The sequence below is a fragment of the Arthrobacter sp. BB-1 genome, from assembly GCF_006151685.1.
Classification (GTDB): domain Bacteria; phylum Actinomycetota; class Actinomycetes; order Actinomycetales; family Micrococcaceae; genus Arthrobacter.
Genome location: NZ_VDEV01000033.1, coordinates 172,152 through 190,320, shown reverse-complemented (window position 1 = coordinate 190,320; position 18,169 = coordinate 172,152). Strand labels below are relative to the sequence as shown.

The following is an 18,169-nucleotide window of genomic DNA, read 5'->3' as shown; positions in this document are numbered from 1 at the left end:
GCATTCCACAAACAGTCCCCACGGCGGAGGCCTTGCCTTCCGGCCGGACGAGCGCCCCCACTGTCACCAGCCTGCTGCAGGACATCTCCACCATCGGCAGGGATGCATCCCGGGGCGGATATTCGCGGCCGGTGTTCTCCACGGCGGAAACGGACCTGCGCAGCTGGTTCATTGACCAGGCAGAACGGCGCGGCCTGGATGTCCACACCGACCACAACGGCATCATCTGGGCCTGGTGGGACACCGCCGCCGGCATTCGCCAGGACGCGGTCGTCACCGGCAGCCACCTGGATTCCGTCCCCGGCGGAGGCGAGTACGACGGTCCGCTGGGGGTCGCCTCGGCGCTGGTCGCCGTCGACCTCCTCAAAGCCCGCGGCCTCCGTCCCCGGAGGCCGCTGGCCATCGCCGTCTTTCCCGAAGAGGAAGGCTCCCGCTTCGGTGTGGCCTGCCTGGGGTCACGGCTCCTGACAGGCGGGCTGGATTCGGACAAGGCCCGCCGGCTGAAGGATCCGGACGGCAACACCTATGCGGACGTTGCAGCGGCGAACGGCCAGGATCCGCGGCTGGTCGGCGCCGACTACAAGGCCCTGCAACAGCTCGGCGTGTTCGTGGAACTGCATGTGGAGCAGGGGAGGGGCCTGGCTGACCTGAACCGGCCCGTGGCGATCGGCTCGTCCATCCTGGGCCACGGACGGTGGAAGCTCAGCATTTCCGGGCAAGGCAACCACGCCGGCACCACCCTCATGAAGGACCGCAAGGATCCCATGATCGCAGCGGCCAAGGTGATGGTGGCCATCCGGGACACTGCCCGCAAGTACCGCGATGCGCGGGCCACCGTGGGCCGGCTCCAGCCTGTCCCCGGGGGCACCAACGTCATTGCCTCCCGCGTGGACCTGTGGATCGACGTGCGGCATCCGGACGACTCCGTCACGGCAGCGCTGGTGGAGGCCATCGGGCTCACCGCCCAGGTCCTGGCCGCCGAGGAAGGCTGCGCTGCCAGCCTCACCACTGAGTCGCTCAGCCCCACCGTGCACTTCGACGCCGGACTGCGGGACCGGTTGCGCGCGTTGTTGCCGGACGCGCCGGTCCTGGACACCGGGGCAGGGCACGACGCCGGCGTGCTGGCTTCGCAGATCCCCACCGCCATGTTGTTCGTCAGGAATCCGACGGGCATCTCGCATTCCCCCGAGGAGCTGGTGGAGGACCGGGACGCGGAGGCGGGCGCGCTCGCCCTGGCCGACTCCCTGGCCGGGCTGGCAGGGGCGGCGCGGATCATCGCGTAACGCCGCCTTCGTCCCCTGAAGGCCTGGACGAAGGCCTGTTACGCAAACGCATCAAGGGGAGGGCCGCGATCCGGCCCTCCCCTTGATGGTCTTACGTGTCGCCCAAACTACGGGGCGGCCAGTTGGTCCAGCACGGTGAAGGGATTCTCGGCTCCCCCGTTCGGAGCCACCACGATCCTGCGGTCCAGGGTGTGGCTGCCGCCGGCGGGGATCTCAACCTGGAACTTGCTCATGATCCAGTTGCGGAAGCCGTATCCGGTGAACTTGCCGCTCTCCGCGGTGTAGACCAGGCCGTACGTCTGCTGGTCCGCACCTGTCCCGGTCTGGCCGATCCAGTTGCCGCTGGGCTCATAGCTGGCTGCCGTGCCCGTATTGATCACGGGGTGGCCGGCCACCCCGCTGCGCTGGCCGGTGCCGTCGTGGTCCATGGCGTCACCAACCCAGAGCGGGAGCGCTGCCTGGGTTGTGTTCCGGAATTCCGATCTCGCCGTGATCCACGGGTCCTCGGCGTTGGCCGAATAGGTGGTGGTCACCACCAGTCCCGGGTGCTCGGCGGAGGTGCCCGATGCCCGGACAACGGCGCGCTCGCCGGAGTTCTCCAGGATTTCCACGGAATCAGTGCGGACCTGGGTCTGCGCCCAGGCGTTCCCTCCCGTAGGTTCAGCTGTTGCAACGTACGGCAGGTTGATCCAGTCCAGCTGGTCCGGCTGGCCGGTGATGGCCATGTCCAGCGGCTTGCCGACGGTGGACTGGTCCAGTTGCGGATCATTGAACATCTTGGAAATGGCGAGGGCCAGTTTCCTGTTTTCGATCACGATGTCCTGGACGCCGGCTTCCACGAGGCTGCCGGTCAGGCGCTTGCCCGTGCTGGCATCCACGTTCACCGGGCGCAGTTCGAGGTCCACGGTGCGAGACTGCCCGGCCGGTACTTCGATCTGTTTGGTGGCTGTGGCCGAGCCGAGCTGGGCCGCCTGGACAGTGTAGGTGCCGGCGCCCTGTTCAAGGCCCAGCCGGTACGTTCCGTCAGTTGCGGTGGTGGTGGTGCCCGCCATGACGCCGTCACGCATCACTTGGACGCCGATGCCGGACGCTGCTTCACCGGTGCCCGCGTGGGTCACCCGCCCCGAAACAGAGGACCAGCGCTCCGCGGCAGTGCCGCCCGGCGTGAAGGCGTAGAGGTTGCCGTCCAACGCGCCCGCCACGACGGTGTTGCCGCTGACGGCCGGGCCTGCAGCCACCCAGGTGCCGATGTTGTGATGCCAGAGGGGCTGGCCGGTGCGGGAATCCAGGGCGTAGAAGTTCCCGTTGTTGGCTCCGACGAAGAGGGTGTCACCGCTCAGGGCCGGGGAGGTGTGCACGCCTCCCCGGTACTGCTCACCCGGAAGCAACCGGTCCCACAGCACTGCGCCGGTGGTGGCGTCCAGGGCGGTCACGGCGCCCGAGGGGAAGCCCATGTAGATGACATTTCCGGCAATGGTGGGCGCGGCGGGGGTAGCGTTGCCGTTGACCAGCGACGGGTGCTGGCTCCTGTAGGTCCACAGGGTCTGGCCGGTGGCGCCGTCCCGGGCAATGATGCCGTTGCCGGAGCCGATGTAGACGCGGCCGTTGCCTGCGGAGGGGATGCCGTCCTGCCAGCCGCCCAGGGTGGCAGCGCCCGTCCACAGCGGCTGGCCCGTGGCAAGGTCGTAGGCCATGACCCGGTCTGCCGTCTGGTTGCCCACGTAGACGCGGCCATCGGATACGGCGGGTGTTCCGTCGCTCATCGTGCTGCCACTCATGGGGGACGCCCAGACCCGCGAGCCGGTCTTCACGTCCAGGGCCAGCAGCAGCCCCTGCTTCGCCTCGCCGTGGCGCGTCTGGTAGGGGTAAAGGACCTTGCCGTCGGCCACAGTGACTCCGTAGTAGCCGTACGTGCGCTGGTTGTAGCCTTCGGGCGCGGGCTCCGGATCGTGCTGCCACTTCAGCTGCCCGGTGGCAGCGTCGACGGCGAAGAGGCTGCCACGGAGGGTGGGAACAAAGACCAGCCCGTCGGAGACGGCGATGCTTCCGTGCACCGAGGACGGCACCTTGTAGCTCCACAGCTGCTTCCCGGTGGCCTGGTCCACGGCGTGCACCGCGCTGTTGCCATCGCCGTTTTCATCACGTGTGCCGGCGTAGACCACGCCGTTGACGAGTGCGGGTGAACCCGTCAGGAAAGTGCCCTCCGTCCGGTAGGACCAGGCCAGGCGCTGTCCCGCATCAATGCGGTCCGCTGCGACGCCGGTGTGACCCTGGTCGCCGTGGTGCTGTGACCAGTCGGCGCCCTTCACCGGGGTGATGGCCTTTTCGGCGGTAAAGGTGAAGGTGGAGGTCTTGTTCCACGATGCTCCGGTGGCATCCGTGGCCTGCACCTCGACCGTGTGCTTGCCGGCCTTGCGGAGGTCACCCTGCAGGTCGGAGTGCCAGGTGAACTCTCCGGTGGATGCCAGCGGGCGCCAGTTTCCGCCGTCGATCCTGAACTGGACCTTGACGGGAGCGTCCGTTGTGTCATAGGCGTTGGCCTGGATGCCCGGAAAACCGTCCAGGGGGATGCTGCTGCCGTCAGCCGGGCTGGTGATGGTCAGGTCCTTCTCCGCGCCGTAATTGCGGACCGGGTTCTCGAAGGATTCGTCCGTCATGGAGACGTACCGGAAGCCGCGGGGTGAGTTGTCGATGGTGTAGGAGCTTGAGGTCGTCTGGACGTGCTTGGCGGTGCTGGCGAACGCACTGTCCGGCTCCACGTCGTTGGAGTGCTCGTGGCCCACCAGGATGAGCTGCGCCTTGTACTGCTCGAGCAGGGCGCCGTACTGGTCGTACATGTTCTGCGAGCCAAAGGGCACGTTCATCGGCTGGTGGGTCAGGACTACCAGCTCCTTGTCCCCGACGTTCTTTGCCAGGTCCTGCCTGGCCCACTCCAGCTGCTCGTCGAAGGGCGCGCTGCCGTTGTTCTCAAGCACCAGGAAGTGGCGGTTCCCGTAGTCGAAGGAGTACCACTCGGGGCCCACGTGGTTGCGGTAGTTGTTGATGCGGTTGGCGTAACCGGTGCCGGAAGTGTACTCGTGGTTGCCCACGGCCGGCCACACCGGAACCTTCGACAGGGAAGTGGCGGCCTTGTAGGTGTTGAATTCCGCGTCGGTGGCGTTGTTGGTGAGGTCGCCGCTTACCTGGATGAAGCCGAGTTCCTGGCCGGTGGCGTTGATTTCCTGGATTTGTTCCGGGAGCTGCGCATTCACATGCGGGTCGGCGATGTTGCCGAAGGTGAAGTTGCTGCGTTCAGACTTTGCATCCTTGGTCAGCGCGAAATCCGCGGTCTTCTTCTCGTCCGCTGCCAGCAGGCCCAGGTTGCGGTAGAAGCGGGGCGCCATGAATTCGTCCGTGCCCACGGAGTATCCCGCGGGCTGGGTGACGAAGACTATGTCTGTGTTCCGCCGCTCGGTGCGCGTTTCCAGGCTGTACTTGCCGTTCGCATCGGTTACCGCAACGGTCGCACCGTCGGACACCGAGACGCCGGGAAGGGCCGGCTCTCCCGGGTCGAAGGCGTCATTGCCGTTGCGGTCCTCGAAGACCGTGCCGGAGACCGCTGCGGATGGCGGGTTAAGCGCCTCGCCGACGGCGGTGCTCACCGGTGCGGCGATGACAAGGCCGCCGAGGGCGGCTGTGCTGGCATAGAGGGCCAGGCGTAGGTTGCGCTTCCCGGAACCCGCTTGGGGGTCGGGTGCCGGGCGTGTGAGTTTCATGCGAAAAGGAACCTTTCAATGAACCAGAAGAGACCAACAGCTGCGACCGTGATGGTCGCCCCACGCAACACCGGAACGGACCAGCCGCTCCGGCGCACGAGCAGGATCAGGGGAAAGGCGGCCAGGAGCAGCAGTGCCTGCCCCGCCTCAATTCCGACGTTGAAGCTGAGCAGGGACGTGACCAGGCTCCAACTGAAGTCATCGGTGACGCGGAGGGATCCGGCGAAGCCCAGTCCGTGCAGCAAACCGAAGACGAACACCACCGGCAGCCGCCGGCGCGTTGCGCCAAGCAGGTTTTCGATGGCCACAAAGGCAATAGACAGGGCGATCAGCGGTTCCACCACCACTGAGGGGATGTTGATCCAGCCGAGGAGCGCGCTGATGAGGGTCACGCTATGGGCCAGGGTAAACATGGAGGCCACCCCCAGCAGGCTCCGCAGGTTGGCCGCACCCAGAACCAGTGCGACGACGAACAGCACATGGTCCAAACCCGACAGGATATGTTCCACGCCCATGGCCCCGAAGCGGGCGGCTGCCGTTGCCACGGATCCGCCTCCCACGGTGAATTCCGCGTGGCCGCTGTCCAGGACCGTCTGGCCTTCCTGACCGCCCAGCGCGTACTCCACAACGTTCGAATGGTCGTCGGCCGCGGCGTCGGAGGCGCTGAAGACTCCGTATTTGATCTGGTACGAGCCCGGGACCGCCCCGCAGCCGTACGCGAGGTCCAGCTCGGCGTAGGGAACCCCGTCACGGCTCCTGATGGCAGTGCCTTCCAAAGCGGGCCTGCACGCTGCCCCGTCGAGGAAAATGGTGACGCGCTCCGAGAGGTACGCTTCGACGTTGCCCCGCGCGGCGGTCAGGAGGGCACCTCTCTGGGCGTCGTCGCTGGCCGACAAGGCTTCGGGCCCAAGGTCCACCGCCCGAGCGAGCATTTCGTATTCGAGGCTCAGGGCGTAGGAGACCTCTGCGCCGTTGGCCGTGATCTTCGAGTAGCCTGTGGAATCCCTGACATGGGCGTAGGCGGGAAGGCCCCCGGAGACCAGGAACACGGCGACCAATAACAGAAGCCCGGCGCCTCGGCGCAGCAGGGACATGGGTGGCACAGGGATGCTCAATTCAAGGTGCGGAGTAATGGGTAGTCCCAATCCACACCGTGCCACTAACAGGACTGTGAATGTGCAGTGAACGGCAGGGAGCCGGCGTGCGGACATCAGCTCAGGTTTGGCTCAAGGGGCCCTGCGTTGGTGCTGCCCGTCCCGCAGTTCCTGCCCTGCTCCTGCGATCAGCGGGACGGCTGAAACTCGGATGCGGATGACTGAAACGATGATTTAACACACCCGAAACCCACCCCTTCATGGCCGCCATACAGTTGGAACCAGACGGCAATAGCTGCCCTCCGATGAACGTGGTACTGACTCCGCGTCCCTCCTCCGGAGTGGCCTCAACGGGCGATTTCCGTTCTCTCTTCGCATCACGAAAGGGGTTTCCCATGGATTCGGGAAATGTCGCTTGGATACTGGCCAGCTCGGCGCTGGTCTGCATGATGATCCCCGCCCTGGCCCTGTTCTACGGGGGCATGGTGGGGTCGCGCCGCATTCTCAACATGATGATGATGTGCTTCGGCGGCGCCAGCCTGGTGGCCGTCCTTTGGGCACTGTTCGGGTACTCGATGGCGTTCGGGAACTCGGTAGGCGGACTGGGGCTGATCGGTGACGTCACCGAGTTCCCCGGCATGGGGCAGCTGCTGGCCGTGGATGAGGAGGCGTCCATCCCGGTCATCCTGTTCGCTGCCTTCCAGCTGTTCTTCGCCTGCGTCACCACGGCACTCGTGGCGGGCGCTGCAGCGGGCCGCATGAAATTCGGCGCCTGGATGCTGTTCGCCGGCATCTGGGCCACCATCGTCTACTTCCCCATCGCGCACTGGGTCTTCGCCTTCTCTTCGGCGGACGGCAGCGTGACCGGCGGCTGGATCGCCAGCGGGATCAAGGCCATCGACTTCGCCGGCGGCACCGCCGTGCACATGAACGCCGGTGCGGCCGCCCTCGCCCTGGCACTGGTGCTCGGCAAGAGCTCCGGGTGGCCGAAAGTGGAACACGCCAAGCCGCACAGCCGCCCGCTGGTGCTGGTGGGCGCAGGCCTCCTCTGGGTCGGTTGGTTCGGCTTCAACGCCGGCTCGGCGCTGTCCGCCGGCCAGTCGGCGTCGGTGGTCTTCCTGAACACCGCCGTCGCTGCCTCGGCAGGCCTCCTCGCCTGGGCCCTCGTTGAGCGGCTTCGCCACGGAGCTGCCACCAGCATGGGCGCCGCGTCCGGCCTGATCTCGGCGCTGGTGGCCATCACTCCCGCCTGTGGTTCTGTCAGCCCGCTCGGCGCTGTGGCCATCGGCGCGATTGCCGGGGCCGTGTGCTCGCTGGCCATCGAACTCAAGTTCCGCCTCGGCTTCGATGACTCGCTGGATGTGGTTGGTGTCCACCTGGTGGGCGGCATCCTCGGCACCCTGCTGATCGGCCTCTTCGCCACCGATGCTGCCCCGAACGGAGTCAGCGGGCTCTTCTACGGCGGCGGCGTGGAACTGCTGGGCGTCCAGGCGCTCGCAACAGTCACCGTGCTGGCCTACTCGTTCGGCATCACCTGGATCCTGGCGAAGATCCTCGACCGGACCATCGGCCTGCGCATTAAGCCGGAAGACGAGATGCGCGGGATCGACCTCGCCGCCCACTCCGAACTCGCCTACCTCACGGATGAAGATCCGGTGGAGCTGGGTTCCCCGCAGCGCAGCTAGCGGACCGACAAAATCCCGGATGCAGGCCATCCGGATGACGAGTCAGGCAGAGGGCCAACCTCCGGACCGGTGCCAGCAGCAGCTGGCTTATAGTTCCGGGGGCTGGCCCTTTGTCGTGCCTGATGTTCGGTGCAGGGACTCACCCATGTGCCCTGTCCTGTCCGCCATGGCGTGCCCGGAAGGCGTAGACCAGCAGGGCGATGCCCGCCAGGATCATGACGGCAACCACAACATAGTCCGCGGCGAGGAGCAGCGCCGTGGACTGCAGCGCGAAAATCATCCCGAGCACTGCAAGGACGGCGGCGGGAATCAAGGGCCACTTCATCCGGTCGGCCTGACCGGCCGATTGGACCGGAAGAACGGACAGCACGCCAAAGGTGGCGGCAAGGCCCAGGAACAGGACGGCGGCGGTGGGCATGCCCTGCACTTGCGGCGGGAGGGCCACGATGAGTGCCAGCGTGAACATCACCCCGCACGGGATCACGGCCCACCAGTTGGCTGGCTGGCGAAGGTAAACCGCGGCAAATCCGGCGGCCATGAACAGGAACAGGAAGCTCGCTCCCGCGGCACCCCCTGTGAGTTGGGTGACGGCAACCACCGCCGCCAGGCCCAGGAACACCGATCCGGGGATCGCCGCCCACCAGTACTCCCGGCCGCGGATGAAGAGGGACACGAACACAGCCCCTATCGCGGTGAAGATCATAATGGGCACATAGGCCGCGCTCTCGACCACGTCGAGCAGGTCCAGCAGCAGCAGCACGCCGACCGCAATCAGGATGACGCCGGTAATGATGCTTGTGTTTGCCGATTTCACTGTTTGCCTCCAGGAATTCGGCAGGCGCCCCAGCCGCTCTGCCCGTTTCAGGTTAAGGCGCAGCCCGAACCGTACGTAGGGCACAAAGCCCCGCCTTCACCGCTACTCCTGGAAAAGCCCCGCAAGGTCTTCCGCCGTGATGGCTCCGCCAGCCAGGGCGTCGCCCTCCATGACATCGGAAAACAGCTGCGACTTGCGGGCCTTCAGCGCCATGACCTTTTCCTCGATGGTGTCCTTGGCCACCAGCCGGTAGACCATCACATTCCGGGCCTGCCCGATCCGGTGGGTCCGGTCCACGGCCTGCGCCTCCGACGCCGGGTTCCACCAGGGATCCAGCAGGAACACGTAGTCCGCCTCGGTGAGGTTGAGACCAAACCCGCCGGCCTTCAGCGAAATCAGGAACACCGGCGCGCTGCCGTTCTTGAACTCGTTGACCACGTCCGCACGGTTGCGGGTGCCGCCGTCGAGGTAGCAGTACTCAATCTTTTCCTCGTCCAGCCGCTCCCGCACCTTGCCCAGGAAGCCGGTGAACTGGCTGAAAATGAGCGCGCGGTGGCCCTCCGCCACCAGGTCCTCCAGCTGCTCGAACAGCACGTCAAGCTTGCTGGAGCGCACGCCGGAGAGCGACGGGTCAATCAGCGAGGCGTCCAGGCTGAGCTGCCGCAGCAGCGTGAGCGACTGGAAGATGGTGAACCGGTTCTTGTTCACGTCCTCGATCAGGCCCAGGATCTTCTGCCGCTCGCGCTGCAGGTGGGTCTGGTACACCTTCTGGTGGCGCGGGTTCAGCACCACCTCCAGGATCTGCTCCTGCTTGGGCGGCAGGTCCTTGATCACCTGGTCCTTGGTGCGGCGCATCATCAGCGGACGGACCCGCCGGCGCAGCTTGTCCAGCTGGGCCCTGTCGCCGTTCTTCTCCACCGGCTTCTGGTAGTACTCGGCGAAGCGCTTGGGGCTGGAGAACAGCCCGGGCGCAACGATCGAGGTCAGGGCCCAGAACTCCATGAGGTTGTTTTCCAGGGGCGTGCCCGTGATGGCCAGCTTGAACGCCGCCGGCAGTTTCCGGGCGCACTGGTACGCCTTGGACTGGTGGTTCTTCACGAACTGCGCCTCATCCAGCACCAGGCCGGACCACGTGCGGGAGGCGTACGTTTCGTAGTCGATCCGGAACAGGGCGTAGGACGTGATCACGATGTCCACCCCGGCCAGGACCACCGCGGGATCCTGCCCGCTCTTCCCGAACGTCTCGCTGACGGCATGGACCTTCAGGCCGGGCGCAAAGCGCGCCGCCTCCGCGGCCCAGTTGCCCACCACACTGGTGGGCGCAACCACCAAAAAGGGAGCACCGGCGTCGGACGCGGAATCCTGCCCAGCAGCGGCCAGCGACAGCTCCTTCGCGGCGCACATCAGGGCCAGCGCCTGAACGGTCTTGCCCAGGCCCATGTCATCCGCGAGGATGCCGCCCAGGCTGTGCCGGTACAGGAAGGTGAGCCAGTTGAAGCCCTCCAGCTGGTACGGGCGCAGGTCCGCGTTAAGCGTGTCCGGCAGGGGGAGGCCGTCCATGCCACCCTCCAGCAGGCCGCCCACCGCGGACCGCCACGCGGCCGCCTGCTCGTCCACCACCCCCAGCTGGGCCAGCTCATCCCAGAGGCCGGCCTGGAAGCGGCTGATTTGCAGCGGCGCATCCTTGTTGTCCTGCAGCGAGCGGGCTTCCTCGATGAGCGCGCGCAGCTGGTGCAGCTCGGGCAGGTCCAGGGAGAAGTAGGCGCCGCTGGGCAGCAGCATCTTGGTCTGCCCGGCGGCCAGGGCGGAGAACACGGCGGCGAAGGAGACGGGCTGGCCCTCCAGCGAGATCTGGATGCCGAGATCGAACCAGTCGCGCTGCTCGGTGGCCTTGGTGGAGATGGAGACCACGGGTGCTTCCTCGGCCTCGCGGTACTCCGCGATCTCGCCCACGGTGTCCACCTCTACGTCGGGGGCCTCACGCAGGCGCGGCAGGACCTCCTCGGTGAAGGCCAGGGTGTCCAGGCCCTTCAGCTCGGCGGATGCCGCGAGCCGGGGAGTGCCCCAGCCGTCGGTGGCGGACTCGCCGAGCGCCGGCACCGTGTCCCACGGCTGGCCGACGCCTTCCAGGATGCGGGCTTCGGCGGCGTCGTCGCGGTAGCCGTGGTCGCCGGGGTGGCGCCAGAGGGGCTGGGCAGTGACCATGGTCCCGGTTTTGTAGTGCCACTCCCAGTGCAGCCGCACCCGGTGGTCCGCGCCGTAGTTTGCCAACAGGGACAGGGTGGGGACGGCAAGCGCCGGCAGCTCAACGGACTCGTCCCGGGCAGTCACCCGGGCCGTCTGCTTGAGCTTGGGGTAGAAACCTGTCAGGAAGCGCGATTCGTCCTTGGCCGGAATATGCAGGGTGCTGCCCGCCGTCACGAACGCCAGCAGCTCCTCGCTCAAGCCGCTTTCAAGCGGTGCAAGGGTGATGGTCCCGTCCGGGTCCGGGACACCCGGCAGCGACGCTTCCCCGGAGGTGAAGAAGATCCCGTGCGCCGGACGGCCGATGGTACCCACCGACGCAGGATCAACCTCCGCCCCCTCAACGGTGATAGTGGGAGCCAGCTCCAGCCCGCCGTCGGACGCCTGCTCCGTGGCAGGGGCTCCCGCAGCGGGTTCAGTCGCGGGGGTTCCGTAACGGCCCAGGTTAAGGCCGACGGCGGCAGGGACTTCGGCGAGCCGAACCGGCTCGCTGCCGCGGGAGTGAACCAGGGCGAGGCCGATCTTGCGGGCGTCCGCCAGCAGGCTCCACAGGTTCTTGCCGGCATAGGAGTTCAGGCCGAGCCAGAAGCCGGAGGAGTTGTACGTCCGGCCGGCAGCGGCGGAATGGCCGGCCAGGAACTCCTGCATCCACTCCACGTGCGCCGGGTTGCACTCGCGCCGGAAGTTCAGGTAATTCAGCGTGGTCCAGGAGACGTCGCCGCGGATCCACTTGCCCTTGGCACCCATGATGACCGGGCGGGCCTTGAGCTGGCGGACGCTGCGGAGCGGATCCCGCCGGCCCGTGTAGGAGAAATGCGGGGCGGGTTCTTCGACCTCGAATTGGAGCGCCAGCGGAACACCGGCGCCGGAGGGGGCGGTTCCCGGCTGCGAGATCAGCGGGCTGAGGGCCTGCTCCCAGTCGGAGAGGCCCGGTCCGGAGGGGTTGCGGGACACCTGAGCGGACGTTGACGGCGTCAGTAGCTGCACGCGGATGGCGGGGCTGTCCTCGGCGGCGAAGAGCAGGGCGGCCACGTGCTTGCAGTCCTTCCGGACCGGGCAGCTGCACACGCCCACGGTGCAGCTCCAGCCGCCGCCCTTGCGGACCAGCTTGGCGGTGGTGGAGTAGGGCACGTCGGCCCCGCCGCGGACCTTGCCCAGCATGAGCCCGGTGGCGGCGTCGAACGAGATGCCCGAGACACGGCTGCCCATGGCGTACGCCAGCCCGGCCGCCAGGGAACGGTCGTTGATGGCGGGGGTTTGTATTGCCAGTGCCGTACTTTCGTCCGGTTGGGATGGAATGGTGCGCGCTACTTTCAGCAGGCTGCGGCGGGGCCGCGGCCGGTGGGTGGTTATCTGATCCATCTTAGTTCGCCGGCAGGGCGGGGCGTGCCGCGACTCCAGCGGCTCCCGCGTGCCCGGCCTCTCCTCTCTGGCCCCTCCCGTCCGGGGCGGAAACTTCGCCGCCCCACAAACTTCGCCCGACGTTCATTTCTTCCTCAGCAAAGGGCCGGCCCGCCCGACGTAGCGTGAAAACGTACCCAGCACCACCCGTAAACAGCAGTGAGGATTGCCATGATCACCAGCCAGCAGCCCGTCGTCCTGACCAGCAGCAGCATCGATTCAAGCGACGAGGACGTCGTGGAGGCCAATGTCAGCATCGTGGATGCCATGCACACTGCCCTGCTCCGGACCGAGGAGATGTCCCCCGTGGCCGTCCGCAGCTACTACGTGGACTTTTACCTCACCCAGGCACTGGAGGGTGGTTTCGCCCAGTACGTGTTCACCGCCGTCGACAGGTCCGAAACGGACACGCTGATCCGCGAAGGCATGGCCGGCATGGGCGCCGCCGCCCACTTGGACCTTTTCAACAGGGCAGTTGAGGCGTTCGACGACCTCTCGGAAGAGGACGAGGAGCACTACCTCGACGGCGGGCTGGATGACACCGAGGACACGCCCGACGGCGTCCTCCGGATGGAGGAGCTCGACGGCGAGTTCGAGGAACTGCTGGAGAGCGAGAACATCACTGCCCTGAACGCGGCATGGCTGCGCGGCCAGAGCGAACTGCTGGTGCTCGACGACGAAGAGGTCGGCGCATACATCGAGCGTCTGGTGTCAATGATCCCCGACCTGCCCGAGCGCAAGGCCCAGGCCGAAGCGGAAGCGCTGGAGGAAGCCCCCGACTTTGAGATCATCATCCGCGAGCTCTGCAGCATCGCGGGGTATGAGCTCCTCAAGATCACCATGGGCGACCCTAACTACATGCACGACGGCGAGCGCGTCCTGGCGTGGCACTTCTCCACCGACCACGGCGATTTCCTCATGGTCGAGGAAGAGGACGAGGCCTTCATGATTAACCCGGAGACCCAGGAGATCGTGGCCGCGGTGGAGTTCGAGGAAGCCGACACCGAGATGGCCAACGCCTAAGGGCATTGCAGGCCCGGGCCGCCATCTGCCAGGGTGCCCGGGCCCGTCAGCTGTTCTGTTCCAACGCCGTGACCAGGATGTCCAGCAGTTCGTCGTCCACTTGGTCCGCGGAAGTCAGGCGCACCTTCCGGGTGAAGGGGTCGTCCGCGCGGGCCCTTGCCGCCTGGATCCTGCCTTCAGCCGGGGCGTCGAGCCGTAGGGTCACGTCCACTGCGGTATTGGTGGTGCGGGTGACCTGGGCAAACTTGCGCCGCGGGCTGTGCAGTGAGACGTAGCCCTTCCGCATCTGGACCTGCACGCCTTCGGTGGCGGACGCCCAGCCCAGGATGGCATCCGCGATGGGCCGCAACTGGGGGTGGTGGGCGTACTGGCCGTCGATCAGCTCATCGGCGTCCCGCAGCATGAAGTCCGGGTAGCCGAACATCTCCCATGACACTGCATACCGGGCGTACCCAGTGACCCCGAAGCTGTCCCGCATCCAGGTGCGGAGCCCGCCGTCGTCCTTGATTCCGGCGGCGCGGGCCTGCTCTACCCAGTGCGCAGTGTCCTTGCCGGTCTTCCGCAGAAGCAGCGCCCTGTTGTTGTCCACCATCAGCCGCCAGGTGCCGGCCTTCTTTGTCGCTTCCGGATCCGTGGGCATGGATCGATCGTAGCGCGGCCCGCTTCCGGCCGCCCGGCCGCCGGCGCAGCCCACGGCAGCAGGGGCCAAAAAAGAATTTCCGGCCACCCGTAACCTTTCCGCCGTCCCCTGCGATGTAGGAGGTGATGGGTCCGCCAGCAGGGCCCGGATTGAACGTGTTGTCTAGGTTTTTGGAGTCTCTTATGTCGTTGTTCACCGTTCTTGCCACCAGCAAAGTAGCCGCCGGAGTCCTGGCAGCAGGCACCATTGCCGTCGGCGGAACCGGCGCCGCCGCCGTTTCCGGTGTCCTCCCCGCCGAGGCACAGCAGACCGCCCACAACCTTTTCGGCGCACCGGCGCCGAAGGCCGCAGCAGAAGCTGCCGCGGACGCACAGGCAACCGCCGAGGCTGCCGCTGACGCCGCCGCCGGCACCGAGGCCTCCGCTGCTGCCACCGCCGATGCTGAAGCCGCAGGCGACGCCACCGTCACGGACCGCAACGTGTCAGGCCAGGCCTCCGCCTCCGCCGGCGCCAACACCGCCGTTGATGCCGCCGGCGCCGCAGCCCTGGGCCTGTGCACCGCCTTCACCAACGGCGGCCTGGACGCTTCAGCCGAGGGCTTCTCCTCGCTGGTGATCGCCGCTGAAGGCGAGGCGAACATCGGAAGCTTCTGCGCCGACGTCGTTGCCGAGGCTGACACCGCCGCCGAGGCCGGCGCCGCCGCCACGGGGTCTGCAGCTGTTGATGCTGAACTTCCCGAGGCGCCTGCTGTTCCGGCAGTTCCCGCGGTTCCCGGCGTCGACGGCGAGCCGGCCGTTCCCGCCATCCCCGCTGTCCCCGCCGAGGGCGGCAACGTAGTGGACGCCCCTTCCGTTTCAGTCCGCTAAGGGCCAGTCGCTAGTCTGTACTGCGGGAACGGCTTTGCACCGTTCCCGCAGTACAGAAGTCCGGGACTGCACGAACGCCAGCCGCACGCGCGGCGGTCTGCCCCGGCCAGATGCCGAATGACGGCAGGCAACACCATGGAGACTGGCAGTCCGAACCGGAAACCGGGACAGGCGTGAGCCGCGCCCCGGGATGGAGGAGCCGCTGGTGCTAAGCACTTTGGCCCAAGAAGAGACCGACATATTTGAGGGCACGGCCGGAACAGATCCGGCTGTGCTGTTCGGTGCTGCCTACCGGTCCTTCGCCGGCCCCGTCCAGGGGTACCTCCGGGCCCGCGGGGTGGACGATCCTGAAGCGGTAACGCAGGACGTGTTCCTTGCCTTCTATCCGAAAATCGGCGCTCTCACCGGCGGGCTCCAGGGCGCCAAGTCACTGCTTTTTTCCATTGCGCATGCGCGGATGGTTGATTACTACCGGCGGCTGGAGCGCCGGCCCCAGCTGAGCCCCTACGATCCCGAACAGGACGCACGGACCACGCCGTCCGCAGAACACACCGTGGAACTCCAGGGCGGTGCCGCCGCACTGCTGGACGGACTCAGCGAGGAACACCAGGAAGTACTGGCCCTCCGTGTCGTGGCAGACCTGTCCGTGGAACAGGTGGCAGGCATCATGGGCAAAAGCACGGGAGCCGTCAAGCAGCTCCAGCGCAGGGCACTGCACAACCTCAAGGCACAGACGCTTCAAAGAAACCAGGCGAAATCATGAGTGACACCGCAGCATCCCGCAGCGACGCGTTCGTCAGCCAGCTGCTCCTCGAAGCAGGCATGGACGACGACGGCCAGCTCCTCCCCGCGCTGCTGGAGCTTCGTGCGCTCGCGGACGCTGCGCCGGAGCCCTCCGCCGCGGTCGCTGCCCTGATGGCGCCTGCCGGGGCTGCGGCCCCCCAGGCCGCAACCCTTGATGAAATTCCCCGTACGGATGAACTGGCTGCACGCCGCCGGGCCAAGCGGCGCCTCGCGCTCACCACGGTCTCCGTGGCAGTCTCGCTGAGTGCGGGCGGCGCTGTTGCGGCGGCTTCGGACCAGGGGATCCGCGAGTCCTTCGCCCAGCTGGGCCACAGCATCACCTCGTTTGTCACCGGCTCCACGGGAGGACCCGCCGGCAACCAGGCCGAGGAACCCGCCGCACCCCGTCCGGCGAATCCCGCCGGCCCGGCAACCGCCCCGGCTGCACCAGCCCCCGGACCGGAGTCCGTTCCGGCCGGGGAACACCCGGCCGCTGCGCCGTCCGGCGGGCCCGCAGTCCCGGAGACGGCCCCCGGCAAGGCAGCACAGGACAAGCCCGCGGACGTCCCGGGGTCCGGCACGCTGCCCTCCGCCGTTCCGGAGGACCTCGCGGACGGACTCAGCCGTCCGCCGGTCGCGGTCCCTGGGCCGTCGGACATCCCGCTGCCCCGTACGCTGCCCCCTGTGCCGCTACCCTAAGCGCTGTTCTGAGGCTTGCCCTTAATAGGCCGCTGTGCCGCCTGCCTTGACCATGGCGCCCGACGGGGCGGCCAGGTACCAGACGTTATTGACCCCCTGGCCCAGGATGTCGCCGGGCTTGGTGTCCTTGGCGTAGTAGTACAGCGGCAGTCCCTCCAGCGTCACCTGCTTCTTCCCGTCCGGCGTCGCGATGGTGCCGAGCGTCCCCGTGACGCCATCCGCGGACGGCCGTTCGGCGGTTGTGGTGACCGGTGGCCAGGCCGCCAGGCACGCGTCCGTGCAGGCGCTGGTTCCCGAGTCCTTTACATCCTTCGTGAAGAAGTAGACGCTCATGCCCTTCGCATCCACAACGATGGCCCCTGCGGTTGAAGACGCCGTCTTGAGGTGGACGGCGGTGCTCGCGGTTGCAGGGGCCGCAGGTGAACCGGACGTGGCCGCCGGAGCGGTGGTTGCCGGTGCGGTTCCGGTGCTGCCGCCGCAGGCAGCAAGCGCCGCGGACAGGGCCAGGACGGCGAGGCCTGCGCCCAAGTTGTGTTTCATGGGGTTGCTCCTTGGCTGGGCCCGGCGTCGGATCACCGGACGCTAACCCGTACGACGCACCGGGACCAGGAATGGTTCACCCCCGCCTACCTGCGTGATGAACCTTCTGCCGGGCCGCGGCGTCTTTACGGGCGTATAAAAGAACTGTGGAAGAACCCCGGCAGGAGGGACGCCGTGCCGCTTGATGAGGACGTGGTGAAGTCCATCTACCGCGACCACGGCCCCGCCCTGCGCCGCTTTGTGCTGGGGGTTTCCCGGGATCCGCAGCTCGCCGAGGATGTGGTCCAGGAAACCGTGCTGCGCGTCTGGCAGCAAACGCCCGAGATCACCGGAAGCCTGCGCAGCTACCTGTACCGGACCGCCCGGAACATCATGATCGACAACTACCGCAGGGCGCAGCGCCGCCCCGCCGAAATGCTGGAGGGCGACGTTACCGAGCCGGCCGCCGTTATGGAAAGAGTGGACGAGCTCCTCAACCGGGTGCTGGTCGAGGAAGCCCTGGTCCGGCTCAGCAAGGAACACCGGGACGTCCTGGTGGCCCTGCATTACCGGCGCTTCACTGTCAACGAGGCCGCAGTCCAGCTCAACATCCCCAGCGGAACGGTCAAGTCGCGCGCCTACTATGCCGTGCGGGCGCTGCGCACCATCCTGGACGAGATGGGGGTGGAACGGTGAACAGCGCCGAACCGCACAGGCTGCTGGGCGCCTACCTCCTGGGCGGCCTGGACGCGCCGGACGTGGAGGCGTTCGAGGCCCACCTGCAGGAGTGCGGGACATGCCGGAAGGAACTTGCCGGCCTGGAGAAGATCCCCATGCTGCTGGACGCCCTCCCCGTGCCGGACGCCGTGGCGCTCACGGCTGCGCCGGGGAGGGCGCCGGATCCGCTGCCGTCCCCCGATCCGGTGCCGCTGCTCCGCAAACTGGCGCACCGCCGTCGGACATTACGACGGCGGTGGACGGCGCTGGCAGCCGCCGCGGCTGCCGCCTGCCTTGCCCTGGGCCTGGCCGGCGGTCCGCTCATGGTCCGGCCGCCGCAGCCGGACGCCACGTATTCCGTGCAGTCCGGCGGCGGCCTCCAGTTCAGCGTCGACCTCGCCCGGAAGACCTGGGGAACGGAACTCGCCGTGAACGGCAGCAGCCTCCCGGCCGACGGGACGTTGTCCCTGTGGGTCCGGGACCGCGACGGCGGTGAGGACCGGGCGTGCGCGTGGACGGCCACGCCCAGCGGCAGGGTCAAGATCACCGGGGCCACGCCGCTTCAGCTGGGGAGCATCGCAAGCGTTGAACTGCGCGACGCCACCGAACACGCCGTGGCGGTCATCACCGTCCCCTGAGGCCTGGC

Annotated in this window: 14 protein-coding genes; 8 read left to right on the top strand and 6 right to left on the bottom strand. The window is 67.4% G+C overall.

The genetic code is table 11. The annotated features are described in order from the left end of the window. Window positions 1-2: 2 nt before the first annotated feature. Window positions 3-1,283, top strand: coding sequence for an allantoate amidohydrolase (locus tag FHJ30_RS18520; RefSeq protein ID WP_370633201.1), 1,281 nt, complete (start codon window positions 3-5; stop codon window positions 1,281-1,283). A 107-nt stretch (window positions 1,284-1,390) separates the two neighbouring features. Here the strand turns inward: FHJ30_RS18520 and FHJ30_RS18515 are convergent, their stop codons facing one another. Both FHJ30_RS18515 and FHJ30_RS18510 read right to left on the bottom strand, forming a co-directional pair. Continuing rightward, window positions 1,391-5,038 carry a PQQ-binding-like beta-propeller repeat protein gene (locus FHJ30_RS18515; protein ID WP_139030712.1) on the bottom strand — a complete coding sequence of 1,216 codons (3,648 nt, stop codon included), beginning with the start codon at window positions 5,036-5,038 and terminating at the stop codon, window positions 1,391-1,393. Beyond that, a complete protein-coding gene (locus FHJ30_RS18510; protein ID WP_171059128.1) occupies window positions 5,035-6,132 on the bottom strand; it encodes a HupE/UreJ family protein in 1,098 nt (365 codons plus the stop codon). The genes FHJ30_RS18515 and FHJ30_RS18510 overlap by 4 nt, the downstream gene beginning before the upstream one ends. Window positions 6,133-6,527: 395 nt before the next feature. Between FHJ30_RS18510 and FHJ30_RS18505 the strand changes: the two genes are divergently transcribed. Continuing rightward, window positions 6,528-7,817 carry an ammonium transporter gene (locus tag FHJ30_RS18505; protein ID WP_139030710.1) on the top strand — a complete coding sequence of 430 codons (1,290 nt, stop codon included), beginning with the start codon at window positions 6,528-6,530 and terminating at the stop codon, window positions 7,815-7,817. Window positions 7,818-7,956: 139 nt separating this feature from the next. Here FHJ30_RS18505 and FHJ30_RS18500 read toward each other — a convergent pair whose 3' ends face one another. Beyond that, a complete protein-coding gene (locus FHJ30_RS18500) occupies window positions 7,957-8,631 on the bottom strand; it encodes a hypothetical protein (protein WP_139030709.1) in 675 nt (224 codons plus the stop codon). A gap of 102 nt (window positions 8,632-8,733) precedes the next feature. Next, a complete protein-coding gene (locus FHJ30_RS18495) occupies window positions 8,734-12,174 on the bottom strand; it encodes a DEAD/DEAH box helicase (protein ID WP_139030783.1) in 3,441 nt (1,146 codons plus the stop codon). A gap of 273 nt (window positions 12,175-12,447) precedes the next feature. Between FHJ30_RS18495 and FHJ30_RS18490 the strand changes: the two genes are divergently transcribed. Continuing rightward, window positions 12,448-13,299 carry a hypothetical protein gene (locus FHJ30_RS18490; RefSeq protein WP_139030708.1) on the top strand — a complete coding sequence of 284 codons (852 nt, stop codon included), beginning with the start codon at window positions 12,448-12,450 and terminating at the stop codon, window positions 13,297-13,299. Window positions 13,300-13,345: 46 nt separating this feature from the next. Here FHJ30_RS18490 and FHJ30_RS18485 read toward each other — a convergent pair whose 3' ends face one another. Beyond that, the gene (locus FHJ30_RS18485) at window positions 13,346-13,939 is read right to left on the bottom strand and encodes a DUF5655 domain-containing protein (RefSeq protein WP_139030707.1); all 594 of its coding nucleotides are present in this window, start codon (window positions 13,937-13,939) and stop codon (window positions 13,346-13,348) included. A gap of 182 nt (window positions 13,940-14,121) precedes the next feature. Here FHJ30_RS18485 and FHJ30_RS18480 point away from each other — a divergent pair, with 182 nt between their 5' ends. The 3 genes from FHJ30_RS18480 (at window position 14,122) to FHJ30_RS18470 (ending at window position 16,287) form a co-directional block, all read left to right on the top strand. After that, window positions 14,122-14,805 carry a protein tyrosine phosphatase gene (locus FHJ30_RS18480; RefSeq protein WP_139030706.1) on the top strand — a complete coding sequence of 228 codons (684 nt, stop codon included), beginning with the start codon at window positions 14,122-14,124 and terminating at the stop codon, window positions 14,803-14,805. Window positions 14,806-14,995: 190 nt separating this feature from the next. Next, window positions 14,996-15,568 carry an RNA polymerase sigma factor gene (locus tag FHJ30_RS18475; protein WP_139030705.1) on the top strand — a complete coding sequence of 191 codons (573 nt, stop codon included), beginning with the start codon at window positions 14,996-14,998 and terminating at the stop codon, window positions 15,566-15,568. After that, entirely contained in the window at window positions 15,565-16,287 is a 723-nt protein-coding gene (locus FHJ30_RS18470; RefSeq protein WP_139030704.1) for a hypothetical protein, read from the top strand. The genes FHJ30_RS18475 and FHJ30_RS18470 overlap by 4 nt, the downstream gene beginning before the upstream one ends. Before the next feature lie 21 nt (window positions 16,288-16,308). Here the strand turns inward: FHJ30_RS18470 and FHJ30_RS18465 are convergent, their stop codons facing one another. Beyond that, entirely contained in the window at window positions 16,309-16,827 is a 519-nt protein-coding gene (locus FHJ30_RS18465) for a hypothetical protein (protein ID WP_139030703.1), read from the bottom strand. A 174-nt stretch (window positions 16,828-17,001) separates the two neighbouring features. On the opposite strand from FHJ30_RS18465, the gene FHJ30_RS18460 reads away from it, so the two are divergent. Further along, the gene (locus tag FHJ30_RS18460; RefSeq protein WP_139030702.1) at window positions 17,002-17,502 is read left to right on the top strand and encodes a sigma-70 family RNA polymerase sigma factor; all 501 of its coding nucleotides are present in this window, start codon (window positions 17,002-17,004) and stop codon (window positions 17,500-17,502) included. Beyond that, a complete protein-coding gene (locus tag FHJ30_RS18455) occupies window positions 17,499-18,161 on the top strand; it encodes a zf-HC2 domain-containing protein (protein ID WP_139030701.1) in 663 nt (220 codons plus the stop codon). Before FHJ30_RS18460 ends, FHJ30_RS18455 begins: the two co-directional genes overlap by 4 nt. Window positions 18,162-18,169 lie beyond the last annotated feature (8 nt).

What these genes read in the sequence shown, in the direction of transcription:
- FHJ30_RS18515 (WP_139030712.1), bottom strand. Translation starts at nt 5,038, where the DNA reads ATGAAACTCACACGCCCGGCACCCGACCCCCAAGCGGGTTCCGGGAAG.
- FHJ30_RS18510 (WP_171059128.1), bottom strand. Translation starts at nt 6,132, where the DNA reads ATGTCCCTGCTGCGCCGAGGCGCCGGGCTTCTGTTATTGGTCGCCGTG.
- FHJ30_RS18505 (WP_139030710.1), top strand. Translation starts at nt 6,528, where the DNA reads ATGGATTCGGGAAATGTCGCTTGGATACTGGCCAGCTCGGCGCTGGTC.
- FHJ30_RS18490 (WP_139030708.1), top strand. Translation starts at nt 12,448, where the DNA reads ATGATCACCAGCCAGCAGCCCGTCGTCCTGACCAGCAGCAGCATCGAT.
- FHJ30_RS18485 (WP_139030707.1), bottom strand. Translation starts at nt 13,939, where the DNA reads ATGCCCACGGATCCGGAAGCGACAAAGAAGGCCGGCACCTGGCGGCTG.
- FHJ30_RS18480 (WP_139030706.1), top strand. Translation starts at nt 14,122, where the DNA reads ATGTCGTTGTTCACCGTTCTTGCCACCAGCAAAGTAGCCGCCGGAGTC.
- FHJ30_RS18475 (WP_139030705.1), top strand. Translation starts at nt 14,996, where the DNA reads ATGGAGGAGCCGCTGGTGCTAAGCACTTTGGCCCAAGAAGAGACCGAC.
- FHJ30_RS18470 (WP_139030704.1), top strand. Translation starts at nt 15,565, where the DNA reads ATGAGTGACACCGCAGCATCCCGCAGCGACGCGTTCGTCAGCCAGCTG.
- FHJ30_RS18465 (WP_139030703.1), bottom strand. Translation starts at nt 16,827, where the DNA reads ATGAAACACAACTTGGGCGCAGGCCTCGCCGTCCTGGCCCTGTCCGCG.